This window comes from Amycolatopsis mongoliensis (assembly GCF_030285665.1).
GTDB classification, from domain to species: Bacteria; Actinomycetota; Actinomycetes; order Mycobacteriales; family Pseudonocardiaceae; genus Amycolatopsis; species Amycolatopsis mongoliensis.
In genome coordinates, this window is sequence record NZ_CP127295.1 from 4,562,185 (window position 1) to 4,576,631 (window position 14,447).

The following is a 14,447-nucleotide window of genomic DNA, read 5'->3' on the forward strand; positions in this document are numbered from 1 at the left end:
GGCCGCCGGGACCCGCCCGCACGCGGTTGATCAAGGCAGAAGTCCTGCGGCGGCCGACGGCTGAATAAGCCTCATCAGGTCAGGACTTCCGGCCGAGCTCGGGGGCGAGGCGTTCCGCGATGTCGGTGAGGATCTGCACGTAGTCTTCGTGATCGAAGGTGAACGGCAGGGCGAAAGCCACCTCGTCGACCTCGCGGAACGCCTCGTGTGCGTGCAGCCGCGCGGCGATCTCGGCCGAGCTGCCGACGAAGTCGGGGGAGAACAGCATCCGCGCCGGGCCCTGCGGTTCCGCGGTGCGGGGCAGCCGCTTCTCGGCGTACGCCTCGTATTTCGCGCGCTGCTCCGGCGTCGCGCTGTCGGTCGGGACGACGACCAGTCCCTGCGAAACGCGCGCCGCCTCGCCGGCCGGGTGGTGCTCGCGGAAGGCCCGGATGTGCGACAGCTGGATCTCGGCGAAGTCCCTGCTCTCGCCTTCGGCCTTGACCACGCTGCTGGTCAGGAAGTTCATCGCGTGCTTGCCGGCCCACTCGGCCGAACGCAGGCTCGCACCGCCGTACCACAGGCGGTCGCCGAGCCCGGGTGCCTGCGGCTGGACCCGGTCGGAGAAGACCTCGAAGCCTTCGGTGCCGCTGAAGCCGGTCGCCGGCTCGCCGCGCACGAAGTCCAGCAGCCGGCGTACGCGGTCGTAGGAGAAGTCCTCGGCGTCGGCGGTGTCCGGGTAGAGGGCCCGTTTGACCTCGTCGTAGCGCATCGGCGGGCCGACGCTGATCCCCGGGTTGAGCCGGCCGCCGGAGAGCAGGTCGACGGTGGCCAGGTCTTCGGCCAGCCGCAGCGGGTTCTCCCAGCCGAGCGGGATGACGGCGGTGCCGAGCTCGATCCGGCTGGTCCGCTGCGAAGCGGCGGCCAGCACGGCGACGGGCGAGGAGATGCCGTGCTGCAGGTGCCGGTGCCGCACCCAGGCGCTGTCGAACCCGAGCTGTTCGCCGAGCTCGATGATCCCGAGGGTCGACTCGTGGCCCCGCCGCGGGTCGGCGGGGTCGAACAGGCCGATGGTCAGGAAGCCGAGCTTCCGCAGTGGTCGAGACACGGGTCGATTCTGCCTCCGGCGGCGCGGGTGGCCGCGGGAGTTCCACCAGCTGGGCTCACGCCCGGTCGCGCAGGCGGTCCAGGCCGTCGAGGATGACGTCGAGGCCGAACTCGAACTCGGCCTGGTCGTCGCACCAGCCCAGCGTCGAGTGCGGGTCGTCGTGGGCGATCTCGCTGAGCATCCCCACCAGGTTCGGCAGCTGCCAGGCCAGGTCCACCGGCACGTCGGCCGACTGGCCGGCGCTCGGGTCGAACAGCTCCTGGCTGAACCCGAGCGCACGGCTGCCGAGCGCGTGCAGGGCGTGGTGGACCAGGTCGTAGGAGAACCCGCCGTCGCGCATCAGGCCGACCAGCGCGTCGTAGTAGCGCAGGACCGCGGTGCTCGTCGACGACCTCGTCTCGAACAGCTCCGGCGCCCAGCGGTGCCGGAGGAACACCTGGCGCGCGGTCAGGATCCGCTGCCGCACCGCTTCCTTCCACTCCGGGGACGGCTCGACGCGGGTGACGGCTTCGTTGATCTCCCCGGCGACGACGTCGACGATGCCGTCGAGCACGTCTTCCTTCTTGGCGACGTGGTAGTAGAGCGACATCGCTTCGGCGCCGAGCTCCTCGGCGAGGCGGCGCATCGTCAGCGCGCGCAGCCCGTGTTCGTCGGCGAGCTCGACCGCCGCCCGCAGGACGCGGTCGCGGCTGAGGGGGATCCGCGCGTCGGTGGTCACCCACAAGATCGTACAAGGTAAGGCGCCATTGACGTTCTTACGGTGTACGGCGTACCTTACGCAGTACGACTTACGGCGTAAGAATCGCGGTAGGCGACATGAAAGCCCTGGTCCAGCGCGTGTACGGCGCACCGGAGAGCCTGACCTTCGAAGACGTGCCCGATCCCGTGCCCGCCGCCGGAGAGGTGCTGGTCCGGGTGCGGGCGACCTCGGTCAACCCGTACGACTGGCACTTCATGAGAGGCGAGCCGTACGTCGCGCGGCTGATGCAGGGCGGCTTCGGCCTGCGCCGCCCGCGGGCCGGCATCCTCGGCTGCGACCTGGCCGGCCGGGTCGAGACGGCCGGCACGAGCTTCCGGCCCGGTGACGACGTCTACGCGCTGCTGCCGAACGGGGCCTACGCCGAGTACGTCTGCGTGCCCGAAGACCTGCTGGCGCCCATGCCGGCGAACCTCACCCACGAGCAGGCGGCGGCGATGCCGATGGCGGCCCTCACCGCGCTGGTCGCCCTGCGGGACGTGAAGGCCGGGCAGCGGGTGCTGGTCAACGGCGCGTCCGGTGGCGTCGGCACCTTCGCCGTCCAGCTGGCCAAGGCGCTCGGGGCCCGGGTCGATGCCGTCTGCAGCGCGGCCAACGCCGGCCTCGCCCGCTCGCTCGGCGCGGAGCACGTCGTCGACTACCGCTCGGAGGACTTCACGCGCAGTGGGCGTCGGTACGAGGTCCTGCTGGACATCGCGGGCAGCCGGTCGCTGCCGGCCTGCCGCCGGGTGGTGGACCGGAACGGCAGGTTCGTGGCCGTCGGCGGCCCGGCCGGACGCTGGCTGCAGCCGGCCGCGCACGCGTTCGGGGCACTGGCCGCCGGCCCGTTCGCCCGGAGGCGGGCCGTGCTCGCGGACGCGGTGGGCTGCCGGGACAAGAAGGCGGTGCTGGGTGAGCTGGCCGCTTTGGTGGAGCGTGGCGCGCTCACGCCGGTGATCGACCGGAGCTACCCGTTCGACGACCTGCGCACCGCGATCGCGTACCAGGAAGCCGGGCACACCAAGGGAAAGGTGGTCGTGACGCTGTGACGGTCCGGAAGGCGGCGGGTGCGCCGGCGCCTCCCGGTGTCGTCAGCCGTTGTGCGGGCAGGTGCCCCGATAGTCCGAAATGGACAGACTGGTGCCCGGGATCGGGCAGAGGAACTGTTCGTAGCGGGTGTCGTCGTCGATGAACCGCTTGAGCCAGGACAGGGTGTACTTCGCGATCGTCGTGTTCGGCGAGTTGGGGGCGAAGTGGCTGGCGCCGCGCAGTTCGAGGTACGCCTTGTCCACAGAGGACGGGAGGCTGGTGTAGAAGGGGATCGAGTGCGAGGCCACCGGGGCGACGGTGTCCGCCTCCGCCCCGACGACGAGCGTCGGCACGCGGACCGTCGACCAGGTCTTGGTCAGGTTCCAGCCGGTCGGCGGGATCGCGGCCTGCAGGGACGGCCGGGAGCGCGCGGCTTCGAGGGTGCCGCCCCGCCCATCGAGTGCCCGACGACGCCGGGCCGGCTGCTGTCGATGCGCGACCGGACACTGCTCTGCTGGGTGAGGTAGTCGAGCGAGGCCGGCAGCTGCCTGCCCCGGCTGTCGGGCTGGTCGCTCGTGGTCAGGGTGTCGATGGTGAAGACGACGAAGCCCTGCGACGCGAGCCGCGGGGCCCAGCCAGGCGATGCTCGACTGGAGAGCGGTGAAGCCGGGGGCGATCGAGATGGCCCCGAACGTGCCGGCGGTCGTGCCCGTCGGGTAGTGGATGGTGCCGCCGCCGAAGCCGGAGACGGCCAGCCGCGACACCGTGATGGTGCTGGTCGCGAAGCTGCCGCGGTCGGCCTCGATGCCGGCGGAAGAACGTCGTGCGCGAGATCCCGGGTTCGGCCGCCATCCGGCCGAGGTCGAGGCGGGTTCCGGCGAACAGCAGCTGCGCCGCGTGGCGGACGATGTCGTCGGTCGAGACGGTCACCCGCCCACCCTATCCGCAGGTCGCCGACGGTTACTTTGAAGTGCGTGCCGCCGCGCGGTTAGCGTGGTGCCGTGCGCGTAGACATCTGGTCCGATCTCGTCTGTCCCTGGTGCTATCTCGGCAAACGCCGCTTCGAGCGGGCGGTCGCCGAGCTCGGCGCCGACGTCGAGGTCGTGCACCACTCGTTCCAGCTCGACCCGTCGTTCCCGCGCGGGACGTCCCGGCCGACGCGCGAGGTGCTGTCCGAGAAGTACGGCCGGACGCTCGAAGAAGCCGACGCCATGGAAGCGCAGATGGAGCAGCGCGCGGCCGCCGACGGTCTCGAGTACCACCTCGACGGCGTCCACATGGGAAACACCGTCGACGGCCACCGCCTGGTGCACCTCGCCGGCGAGCGCGGGCTGGCCGACGCCGTCGTCGACCGGTTCTACCGCGCGCACTTCACCGAACGGCGGTCGCTGTTCGACCGCGACTCGCTGGTGGAGCTGGCCGCCGAAGCCGGGCTCGACGCCGCCGAGGCCCGCGCCGTGCTCGAGTCGGACGCCTACGAAGCCGAAGTCGCGGCGGACGGCGAACAGGCCCGGTCGCTCGGCGCGACCGGGGTCCCGTTCTTCGTGATCGACCAGCGGTTCGGCGTCGCCGGCGCGCAGTCGCCCGAGGTGTTCGCCCAGGTGCTGCGGCGCGCGGCGGACGTCAGCGGCGCCGCCGCCGGGTGAACCGCGAGCGGTCGGTCGCGACGCCGGCCAGGTGCAGGGCGACGCACAGCAGCCCGGCGGTGGTCAGCGTCCCGGTCGTGATGACCGGGCCGAGCCCGAACCCGGCGAGCTCCATGATCAGGGCGAGCCCGAAGAGCACGGCGGCGAGGATGGCGAGCATGACGCCTCGTTTCTGCGGCGGCAGGACCGAATGGTCCACGCCGCTGCGACGTTTGCGAAACCGGGGGATCCGGCTTGGTGGCCAGTAATTCCCCCGGCTCAGTGCGGTCAAACGAGAACTTCCGGGCGTGGCGGCGCCCCCCGTCTTCCACGGTACCGGCCGGCACCGACAGTTCCGCCGTGCCGGCGCGGTGCGGGAGGTCAGGCCGGTGGTGGCGCGGTGCTCGACCGGACGATCAGCTCCGTCGGCACCGTCACCGGCTCGCCCGCCTCCGCGCCCGTCTCGATCTCCGCCAGCAGCGCCGAAACCGCGTGGCGGCCGACCGCTTCGAACGACTGGCGGATCGTCGTCAGCGGGGGCCAGAAGCAGGCCGACTCCTCCATGTCGTCGAATCCCACCACGCTCACTTCGTCCGGCACCCGGCGTCCCGTTTCGTGCAGGGCCCGCAACAATCCCAGTGCCATCTGGTCGTTCGCCACGAACACCGCCGTCACCGCCGGGTCGGCCGCCAGCGCCAGCCCCGCCTGGTAGCCCGACGAGGGTGACCAGTCGCCGGTCAGCACCGGGGGGACGAACGCGCCCGCCAGCTCCAGCGTGGCCCGCCACGACTTCCGGCGGCGCTCGGCCGAGTAGGACTGCGGGGGCCCCGCGATGTGCCAGACCGTCTCGTGTCCCAGCTCCAGCAGGTGCCGGGTCGCCGTGGCGGCGCCGTCGGCCTGGTCGGTGTCGACCACCGGGTAGTCGTACCGGGCGCTCGAATCGATGACCACCACCGGAAGCCCGTGCGGCAGCTCGATTTCGCTCTGGTCGAGCTGGTGCTGCTCGATGAGGATGATGACGCCGTCGACGGCCTGCTCGTTCAGCTTGCTGAACGCCCCCGTCACCTCGCCCTGGGTCGGGCGCGTCACCGGCATCAGGATGATCGAAAACCCCTCCGGGACGACCGCCGCCGCGATGGCGTCGAGCGTGCGGCTGTTGCCGAACGTCGGCAGGGCCGAGATGATCACGCCGATGCTGCGGAACTTGCCGTTGCGCAACGCGCGCGCGGCGCTGTTGGGCCGGTAGCCGATCCGGCGCATCGCGGCGAGGACGCGCTCGCGGGTGGCGTCGTCCACGTTGGTCTTGCCGTTCGCCACGCGGGACACCGTCTGGCCGGACACGCCCGCCTCGCGCGCGACGTCCGCCATCGACGGTCCACGACGCGGGGATGCAGCGGTCACGGGAGTCTCCTTGGCGTCCTGGACATGTTTACGTCAACACGTTACCCTCCGACCGTCCATGTTGACGTAAACATCTCGCGATCCACCGGAGGGACGATGACGTCCACAGCGGCCCCGCCGGTCCCGGCGCCGCCCCGCCGGGCGACCCCGGCCCGCCGTTCGCGGCGGCAGTGGCGCGGCTGGCTCTTCGTCGCCCCGTTCGTCCTGGTCTTCGCGCTCACCTTCCTGGCGCCGATCATCTACGCGTTCGGCCTCAGCCTGTTCCGCGACCAGGCGTTCTTCGGCGGCACGGTGTTCGTCGGCGCCGACAACTACGCGCAGGTCCTGCGCGACGCGAAGTTCTGGGAGTCCTTCCTCCGGGTCCTGCTCTTCCTCGTCGTGCAGGTGCCGATCATGCTGCTGCTGGCGCTGGTCGCGGCGCTGGCCATCGACAGCGCCCGGCTGCACGCGGCCGGGTTCTTCCGGGTCGTGATCTTCCTGCCGTACGCCGTGCCCGCCGTGGTCGCCGCCCTGATGTGGGGCTTCATGTACGGCGACCACTTCGGCCTCGCGGCGGACCTCAACCACCTGCTCGGCACCGACGCCGTGAAGCCGCTGTCGGACCACTGGATGCTCGCCTCGATCGGCAACGTCGTCACCTGGGAGTTCGTGGGCTACAACATGCTCATCTTCTACTCGGCGTTGAAGGTGATCCCGAAGGAGCTGTACGAAGCGGCGTCGATCGACGGCGCCGGTGCGTTCCGCACGATCGCCAGCGTCAAGCTGCCCGCACTGCGCGGCTCGATCGTGATCGCGACGATCTTCTCGATCATCGGCAGCTTCCAGCTGTTCAACGAGCCGAACATCATGCGCACGCTGGCGCCGAACGTGATCGGCACCTTCTACACGCCGAACATGTACGCCTACAACCTCTCCTTCGGCGGCCAGCAGTACAACTACTCCGCCACGGTCGCGATCGTGATGGGCGTGATCACCGCGGTCATCGCCTACGTCGTGCAGCTGCGCGGCACCCGGAAGGGGATGTGACGTGGCCACGTTTTCGGTGACGCGCCCCAGCAAGTCGCGCGTGCTCACGGCGGTCATGGCGCTGTACCTGGTCTACACCCTGGTTCCGCTGGTGTGGCTGGTGATCAACGCGACCAAGACCCAGCCCGCGCTGTTCTCCTCGTCGGGGCTGGCGTTCGGCGGCCCGTTCGCGCTGTTCGACAACATCGGGCAGACGTTCACCTACGACGGCGGGATCTTCTTCCGCTGGCTCGGGAACACGGTGCTCTACGTCGTGGTCGGCGCCGGCGGGGCGACGATCCTCGCCACCGCGGCGGGCTACGGGCTGGCCAAGTACCGCTTCCCCGGCCGGCGGGCGGTCTTCGCCGTCGTCCTCGGCGCGGTGGCCGTGCCCGGCACCGCGCTCGCCGTGCCGACGTTCCTGCTGTTCAGCAAGCTCGGGCTGACCAACACGCCGCTGTCGGTCATCATCCCGTCGCTGATCAGCCCGTTCGGGCTCTACCTGATCTGGGTGTACGCCGCCGACGCGATCCCCGACGAGCTCCTGGAGGCGGCGCGGATCGACGGCGCGGGGGAGATCCGGATCTTCCTCACCGTGACGCTGCGCCAGCTGGTGCCCGGGATCGTCACGGTCGCGCTGTTCACGATGGTGCAGACCTGGAACAACTACTTCCTGCCGCTGATCATGCTCAGCGAACCGAAGTGGTACCCGCTGACCGTCGGGCTCAACCAGTGGAGCGCGCAGGCGAACGGCGCCGGCGCGCGCCCGATCTTCAACCTGGTGCTCACCGGGTCGCTGCTCACGATCATTCCCCTCGTCATCGCTTTCCTGCTCATGCAACGGTTCTGGCAATCGGGGCTGAGCGCGGGGAGCGTCAAGCAATGAGCCGTCACACCGTCGTGAAGGGACACTCGATGTCACGCATCCGCAGTCGCGCCAAGGCGTTCGCCGCCGTGGCGCTCGCCGCCGCCCTCGCGGTCGGCTGCTCGTCCGGGAGCCCGTCCGGACCCGCCGCCGCCACCGGCAGCCAGGACTCCGTCGACGCCGCGCTCAAGGCGGGCGGCACGATCACGTACTGGAGCTGGACCCCGTCGGCCAAGGACCAGGTCGCCGCGTTCGAGAAGGAATACCCGAACGTCAAGGTGAACTACGTCAACGCGGGGACGAACAAGGAGGAGTACACCAAGCTCCAGAACGCGATCAAGGCCGGCACCGGCGGGCCGGACGTCGTGCAGATCGAGTACTACGCGCTCCCGCAGTTCGCGCTGACCGATTCGCTGGTCAACCTCGACCAGTACGGCTTCGGCGCGTTCGAAAAGGACTTCAGCGCCTCGACGTGGTCGAGTGTTCGCGTGAACAACGGCACCTACGGCCTGCCGCAGGACTCCGGGCCGATGGCGCTGTTCTACAACAAGGAAGTCTTCGACAAGAACGGCATCGCCGTGCCGAAGACGTGGGACGAGTACCTCGCGGCGGCCAAGAAGCTGCACGCGGCCGACCCCACCAAGTACATCACCTCCGACACCGGTGACCCCGGGTTCGCGCTGAGCATGATCTGGCAGGCGGGCGGGCGCCCGTTCAGCGCCGACGGCCGCAACGTCAAGATCAACCTGGCCGACGCCGGTACCAAGAAGTGGACGTCGACCTGGGACCAGCTGATCCAGGGCAAGCTGCTCGCCCCGATCAAGGAGTGGTCCGACGACTGGTTCCGCGCGCTCGGCGACGGCACCATCTCCACCCTGGTCACCGGCGCCTGGATGCCCGGCAACTTCAAGTCCTCGGTCCCCGGCGGCGCCGGGAAGTGGGCCGTCGCGCCGATGCCGACCTACGACGGGCAGCCGGTCACCGCGGAGAACGGCGGCAGCACGCAGTCCGTGCTCAAGCAGAGCGGCAACCCGGCGCTGGCCGCGGCGTTCGTGCGCTGGCTCAACCACGGCAACGGCGTCAAGCCGTTCATCGAGAGCGGCGGCTTCCCGGCCACCACCGCCGACCTGACGTCGCCGGCGTTCGTCGACGAGGCCGTGCCGTACTTCGGCGGGCAGAAGATCAACCAGGTGCTGACCCAGGCGTCGAAGGACGTCGCGAAGGGCTGGACCTACCTGCCGTACCAGACCTACGCCAACAGCGTCTTCAGCGACACCGTCGGCAAGGCGTACCTCAACGGCACCGGGCTCGACGCCGGGCTGACGGCCTGGCAGCAGGCGCTCGTCGACTACGGCAACCAGCAGGGCTTCACGGTCAGCGCGGGTTGAGCGCGTGAGTGCCGACATCGAGGGCGACGCGGGCGAGGTGATCGGCCCGGTCCCGCGTCGCCTGTTCGGCTCGTTCGTCGAGCACATGGGCCGGGCCGTGTACACCGGGATCCACGAACCCGGTCACTCCACTTCGGACGAACGCGGTTTCCGCGGCGACGTGCTGGAGCTGGTCCGCGAGCTCGGGCCGACCGTGATCCGCTACCCCGGCGGGAACTTCGTCTCCGGCTACCGCTGGGAGGACGGCGTCGGGCCGGAGCGCCCGGTCCGGCTCGACCCCGCCTGGCACAGCGTGGAGTCCAACCGCTTCGGCCTGCACGAGTTCGTCGCGTGGGCCGAAGCCGCGGGTGCCGAGGTGATGTACGCCGTCAACCTCGGCACCCGCGGCATCCAGGAAGCCGCCGACGTCCTGGAGTACTGCAACCACCCCGGCGGCACGGAACTGAGCGAGCGGCGGCGCGCGAACGGCGCCGACCGCCCGTTCGGCTTCAAGCTGTGGTGCCTGGGCAACGAGATGGACGGCCCGTGGCAGATCGGCCACAAGACCGCCGACGAGTACGGCCGCCTCGCCGCGGAGACCGCCCGGGTCATGCGGATGATCGACCCGGGCGTCGAGCTCGTCGTCGCGGGCAGCTCCCACGCGGGGATGCCGACGTTCGGCTCGTGGGAGCGCACGGTGCTGCGCCACACCGCGGCGCTCGTCGACCACATCTCGCTGCACGCCTACTACCAGGAGCTGCACGGGGACACCGACAGCTACCTGGCCAGCTCGGCCGCGCTCGACCGCTACATCGGGACGACGGCCGGGATCATCGACGAGACCCTCGCCGAACTGGGGCTCGACAAGCGGATCGGGATCAGCGTCGACGAGTGGAACGTCTGGGACCTGCGCCGCTGGAACGAGGTCGACCAGGCGCGGCTCGCCGAGGGCGGCTGGCGGGAGCACCCGCGGATCATCGAGGACACCTACACGGTCACCGACGCCGTCGTCGTCGGCTCGCTGCTGAGTTCGCTGCTGCGCAACGTCGACCGGGTCACCATGGCGAACCAGGCCCAGCTGGTCAACGTCATCGCGCCGATCCGCACCGAACCCGGCGGCCCGGCGTGGCGGCAGCCGACGTTCCACCCGTTCCGCCAGGTCGCCACGCTGGCCGGCGGGGTGAGCCTGCGCCTGACCGTCGAAGGCGAGCGCCTGCGCACCGCGCAGCACGGCGAAGTCGACCTCGTCGACGTCGCCGCGACGGTCGAGGAATCCGGACGCGGCGCCGTGTTCCTCACCAACCGGGCCACGGCGTCGCCGACCGAAGTCCGGCTGCGCCTGCGCGGCGCGCGGTACGGCGTGTACGCCGCCGAAACCCTGACCACACCCGACGGCGGGACGCGGCACACCGTCAACACCGCCGACTCACAACCGGTCCGGCCGGTGCCCTTGCCCGGCGCCGCCGCGACGTCCGACCCAGGGGGGACGACCATCACCGTGACACTGCCACCCTTGTCCTGGACCGCGCTCCAGCTGTGCCCGGAGGCGGGCGGCCATGCCTGAGTTCGTGATCGGGGAGACCGACTTCCTGCTCGACGGCCGGCCGTTCCGGATCCTGTCCGGGGCGCTGCACTACTTCCGGGTGCACCCGGACCTGTGGGCCGACCGGATCGACAAGGCCCGGCGGATGGGCCTGAACACCATCGAGACGTACGTCCCGTGGAACGCGCACGCCCCCGAGCCCGGCACGTTCGACCTCTCCGGCGGGCTCGACCTCGACCGGTTCCTGCGGCTCGTCGCCGACGCCGGGATGCACGCGATCGTCCGGCCCGGCCCGTACATCTGCGCGGAGTGGGACAACGGCGGCCTGCCGGCGTGGCTGTTCCGCGATCCCTCGGTCGGGGTCCGCCGGTACGAGCCGCGCTACCTCGACGCGGTGCGCGAATACCTCGCGCGGGTCTACGAAGTCGTCGTCCCGCACCAGGTCGACCGCGGCGGGCCGGTGCTGCTGGTCCAGATCGAAAACGAGTACGGCGCGTTCGGCGACGACAAGCGGTACCTGCGGGCGCTGGCCGAGCACACCCGCGCGTGCGGGGTCACCGTGCCGCTGACCACGGTGGACCAGCCGACGCCGGAGATGCTCGAGGCGGGCAGCCTCGAGGGGCTGCACCGCACGGCGTCGTTCGGGTCGGGCACCGAGGCCCGGCTCGCGATCCTGCGGGCCCACCAGCCCACCGGGCCGCTGATGTGCAGCGAGTTCTGGAACGGCTGGTTCGACCACTGGGGTGCGCACCACCACACGACCTCGGCCGCGGACGCGGCGGCCGAGCTCGACGCGCTGCTCGCCGCGGGCGCGTCGGTCAACCTGTACATGTTCCACGGCGGCACCAACTTCGGGCTCACCAGCGGCGCGAACGACAAGGGCGTCTACCAGCCGCTCGTCACGTCGTACGACTACGACGCGCCGCTGGACGAAGCCGGGGACCCGACGCCGAAGTACCACGCCTTCCGCGACGTGATCGCCCGCTACCACAAGGTGCCGGATTCGGTGCCGCCGCCGGCCCGGCCCGCGCCGGCCCCCGAGTCGGTGCTGCGCGACCCCGTCCGGCTGCTCGACGCCCCGGACCGCTGGGGCACCTGGGAGTTCCACGAGGAACTGCCCGCGTTCGACGACCTGACGCCGATGCCGCGGCTCGCCCTGCTGCGCACGACCGTCTCGGGCGACCGGCCGGGCGTCCTGGCGTTCGGCGAGGTCCGCGACCGCGCGACGGTGTTCTTCGACGGCGATCCGGTGGGCACCCTGCTGCGGGAGCACCACGACCGCGCGCTCGCGCTGCCGCGGGCGCACGGCGAGCTGCTGGTGCTGGTCGAGGACCAGGGCCGGGTCGACTACGGCCCCCGGATCGGCGAGGCGAAAGGCATCATCGGCGGCGCGTCGCTGCACGGCGAGCCGCTCGCGGGCTGGGACGTGCTGCCGCTCGATCTCGACGCGTTGCCGGCGTTGCGGCCGGCGGCCCCGTCGGCGGTCACCGGCCCGGTCGCCGGGCCGGTGCTGCTGCGCGCCGAAGTCGAGGTGGACGCCTCCGCCGACCTCTTCCTCGACACCGGGGAGTGGGGCAAGGGCCTCGCGTGGCTCAACGGGTTCCCGCTCGGCCGGTACTGGCGGCGCGGGCCGCAGCGGACGCTGTACGTGCCGCGCCCGGTCGTCCGCGCGGGCGCCAACGAACTCGTCGTGCTCGAACTGGGCACGATGCTCGACCCGGCGGCCCGGTTCGTGCCGCGGCCGCTGCTGGGACACACCGAGGCCTGAGCAAGTCCCCACCGGAACGAAGGGCAGTTCGACGATGAACCTGCGGCGTTTCCTGACCGTCCTCGCGGTACCCCTGGCCGCGGCCGGGATCACCGTGGCACCGGCTTCCGCGGCCACCGCGGTGACCGTGAAGCCCGACCCCGCCTACCGCCAGCAGCCGTTCGAGGGCTGGGGCTCGAGCCTGGCGTGGATGGCCGAGGCGACCGGCGGCTACCCCGACGCGGTGCGGAACCGGCTGGCCGACCTGGTCTTCGGCGCCGACGGGCTGAACCTGAACATCGCCCGGTTCAACATCGGCGGCGGCAACGCCCCGGACGTCCCGGCGTACCTGCGTCCGGGCGGGGCCGTGCCGGGCTGGTGGAAGGCGCCGGCCGGGACCACCCGCGCCGACAAGGACTGGTGGACACCCGGCGACCCCGCCGAGTTCGATGCCGCCGCGGACCCGAACCAGCGCTGGTGGGTGGACCGCATCAAGAACCGCGTCACGAAGTGGGAGGCGTTCAGCAACTCGCCGCCGTACTTCCAGACCGTGTCGGGGTACGTCTCCGGCGGCTTCACCGCCACCGACGAGCAGCTGCGGCCCGACAAGATCGGCGACTTCACGGCGTACCTGGCGCAGGTGGTGCGCACCTTGGAGCGGGTGCACGGGATCCGGTTCTCGTCGGTGGACCCGCTGAACGAGCCGAACACGAACTACTGGAAGACGACGCTCGGCGCCGACGGGAACCCGGTCGGCGGGCGGCAGGAGGGGGCGCACGTCGGGCCGTCCGTCCAGTCGCAGCTGATCCCGGCGATGGCCGCGGCGCTGCCCGGGAAGGTGGTTTCCGCACCGGACGAAACCAACCCGGACATCTTCGCCGCGGACTGGGCGGGCTGGTCCGCCGCGGCGCGGTCGGCGGCGGGGCGGCTGAACGTGCACACCTACGGCACCGGCAACCGGCCGATCCCGCGTGACATCGCGAAAGGCGCGTCGAAGCCGCTGTGGATGAGCGAGGTCGGCGGTAGCTGGCTGGACCGGCAGGACTTCACCAGCATGGACCCGGGGCTCGGGCTGGCCGGCCAGATCACCGACGACCTGAGGCTGCTGGAACCGAGCGCGTGGGTGAGCTGGCAGCCGATCGAGGACTACGACAACATGAAGCCCGGCGGGGAGAGCGCGGCCGGGATGAACTGGGGCGAGATCCAGGTTCCTTTCGACTGCACGACTTCCGACTGTCCTATTCGGACGAACACGAAGTTCGACACGATGCGGAACTTCACCCACTACATCCGGCCGGGTGACCGGCTGATCGCGTCGAACGACACCGCTTCGACGGCCGCGATGCGCGGGGACGACCTGTCCTCGGTGGTCCACGTCAACCCGGGCACGGCGGAGCAGGACGTCACGCTGGACCTGTCCGGGTTCGGGTGCGTCCGGCCCGGCGCCTCGGTGACGCCGGTCGTCACCGACGTCACCGGTGCGCTTCGCCGCGGCAAGGCGGTCCGGGTGACGTCGGCCCACGCCACCCTGCGGGTCCCGGCGCGGTCGGTGACGACCTTCCTCGTCGACGGCGTCTCGTCGACGGCCGCGGGCACGGGGCTGGGCTCGGGCAAGCCGTTCACCTTCACCGGCGTCCAGAGCGGCAAGTCGCTGTCGGCGGAGGGCGGTTCGCTGGTCCAGCGCACGACGGACGCATCGGCGGCCGCGCAGCGCTGGACGCTGACCGACCGCACGGGCCGCTACGGCAACCGCGACCGGTTCACCGTGACCAACGCCGGCACGGGCCAGGTGCTCAGCACGGCCGGCGGAGCGGTGACGCTGGCACCGCCGGGGACCTCGGACGCGGCCGCGCAGTGGACGGTGTCGACGACGGGCGACGGGACGTGGACGTTCGTCAACGCGGCGGACGGGCAGCTGCTGGACGTCACCGGCGAGTCCCGCGACGACGGCGCCCGCATCGGCCTGTACCGGCCGACGAACGGGCCGAACCAGCGCTGGCAGGCCGTCGCCCGCTGACCCCCAGCGCCCCAATGTGGCGTTC

At 71.2% G+C, this 14,447-nt stretch carries 12 protein-coding genes and 1 pseudogene; 8 read left to right on the top strand and 5 right to left on the bottom strand.

From position 1 onward, the window contains the following. Positions 1–79 precede the first annotated feature (79 nt). Together QRX60_RS22285 and QRX60_RS22290 are read right to left on the bottom strand one after the other, a co-directional pair. Complete coding sequence (locus tag QRX60_RS22285; RefSeq protein WP_286002699.1) at positions 80–1,087, bottom strand: LLM class flavin-dependent oxidoreductase; 1,008 nt, start codon at positions 1,085–1,087, stop codon at positions 80–82. 55 nt (positions 1,088–1,142) lie between these two features. Next, complete coding sequence (locus QRX60_RS22290) at positions 1,143–1,805, bottom strand: TetR/AcrR family transcriptional regulator (RefSeq protein ID WP_286002700.1); 663 nt, start codon at positions 1,803–1,805, stop codon at positions 1,143–1,145. A gap of 98 nt (positions 1,806–1,903) precedes the next feature. On the opposite strand from QRX60_RS22290, the gene QRX60_RS22295 reads away from it, so the two are divergent. Next, on the top strand, positions 1,904–2,872 hold the full coding sequence (locus tag QRX60_RS22295; protein WP_286002701.1) for an NAD(P)-dependent alcohol dehydrogenase: 969 nt from the start codon (positions 1,904–1,906) through the stop codon (positions 2,870–2,872). A gap of 42 nt (positions 2,873–2,914) precedes the next feature. Here QRX60_RS22295 and QRX60_RS22300 read toward each other — a convergent pair. Continuing rightward, a pseudogene (locus QRX60_RS22300) lies at positions 2,915–3,661 on the bottom strand (alpha/beta hydrolase family protein); the annotation flags it as partial. A gap of 204 nt (positions 3,662–3,865) precedes the next feature. On the opposite strand from QRX60_RS22300, the gene QRX60_RS22305 reads away from it, so the two are divergent. Beyond that, positions 3,866–4,498 carry a DsbA family oxidoreductase gene (locus tag QRX60_RS22305; RefSeq protein WP_286003669.1) on the top strand — a complete coding sequence of 211 codons (633 nt, stop codon included), beginning with the start codon at positions 3,866–3,868 and terminating at the stop codon, positions 4,496–4,498. Here the strand turns inward: QRX60_RS22305 and QRX60_RS22310 are convergent. Beyond that, positions 4,476–4,697 carry a hypothetical protein gene (locus tag QRX60_RS22310; RefSeq protein ID WP_286002702.1) on the bottom strand — a complete coding sequence of 74 codons (222 nt, stop codon included), beginning with the start codon at positions 4,695–4,697 and terminating at the stop codon, positions 4,476–4,478. The genes QRX60_RS22305 and QRX60_RS22310 overlap by 23 nt on opposite strands. Before the next feature lie 161 nt (positions 4,698–4,858). Further along, positions 4,859–5,845 (bottom strand): LacI family DNA-binding transcriptional regulator, encoded by a 987-nt coding sequence (locus tag QRX60_RS22315; protein ID WP_286003670.1) that lies wholly within the window; start codon positions 5,843–5,845, stop codon positions 4,859–4,861. Between the two features lie 129 nt (positions 5,846–5,974). Here QRX60_RS22315 and QRX60_RS22320 point away from each other — a divergent pair, with 129 nt between their 5' ends. Genes QRX60_RS22320 through QRX60_RS22345 form a run of 6 tightly spaced genes read left to right on the top strand, consistent with a single transcriptional unit; the run spans position 5,975 to position 14,422 of the window. After that, positions 5,975–6,904: a carbohydrate ABC transporter permease gene (locus QRX60_RS22320; RefSeq protein ID WP_286002703.1), complete on the top strand. Its 930-nt coding sequence runs from the start codon at positions 5,975–5,977 to the stop codon at positions 6,902–6,904. A gap of 1 nt (position 6,905) precedes the next feature. Further along, positions 6,906–7,769 carry a carbohydrate ABC transporter permease gene (locus QRX60_RS22325; RefSeq protein WP_286002704.1) on the top strand — a complete coding sequence of 288 codons (864 nt, stop codon included), beginning with the start codon at positions 6,906–6,908 and terminating at the stop codon, positions 7,767–7,769. A 29-nt stretch (positions 7,770–7,798) separates the two neighbouring features. Beyond that, on the top strand, positions 7,799–9,136 hold the full coding sequence (locus QRX60_RS22330) for an ABC transporter substrate-binding protein (RefSeq protein ID WP_286002705.1): 1,338 nt from the start codon (positions 7,799–7,801) through the stop codon (positions 9,134–9,136). Positions 9,137–9,140: 4 nt separating this feature from the next. Next, on the top strand, positions 9,141–10,679 hold the full coding sequence (locus QRX60_RS22335) for an alpha-N-arabinofuranosidase (RefSeq protein WP_286002706.1): 1,539 nt from the start codon (positions 9,141–9,143) through the stop codon (positions 10,677–10,679). Further along, a complete protein-coding gene (locus QRX60_RS22340; RefSeq protein ID WP_286002707.1) occupies positions 10,672–12,426 on the top strand; it encodes a glycoside hydrolase family 35 protein in 1,755 nt (584 codons plus the stop codon). Before QRX60_RS22335 ends, QRX60_RS22340 begins: the two co-directional genes overlap by 8 nt. A gap of 34 nt (positions 12,427–12,460) precedes the next feature. Beyond that, entirely contained in the window at positions 12,461–14,422 is a 1,962-nt protein-coding gene (locus tag QRX60_RS22345; RefSeq protein WP_286002708.1) for an RICIN domain-containing protein, read from the top strand. The last annotated feature ends 25 nt before the right edge of the window (positions 14,423–14,447 follow it).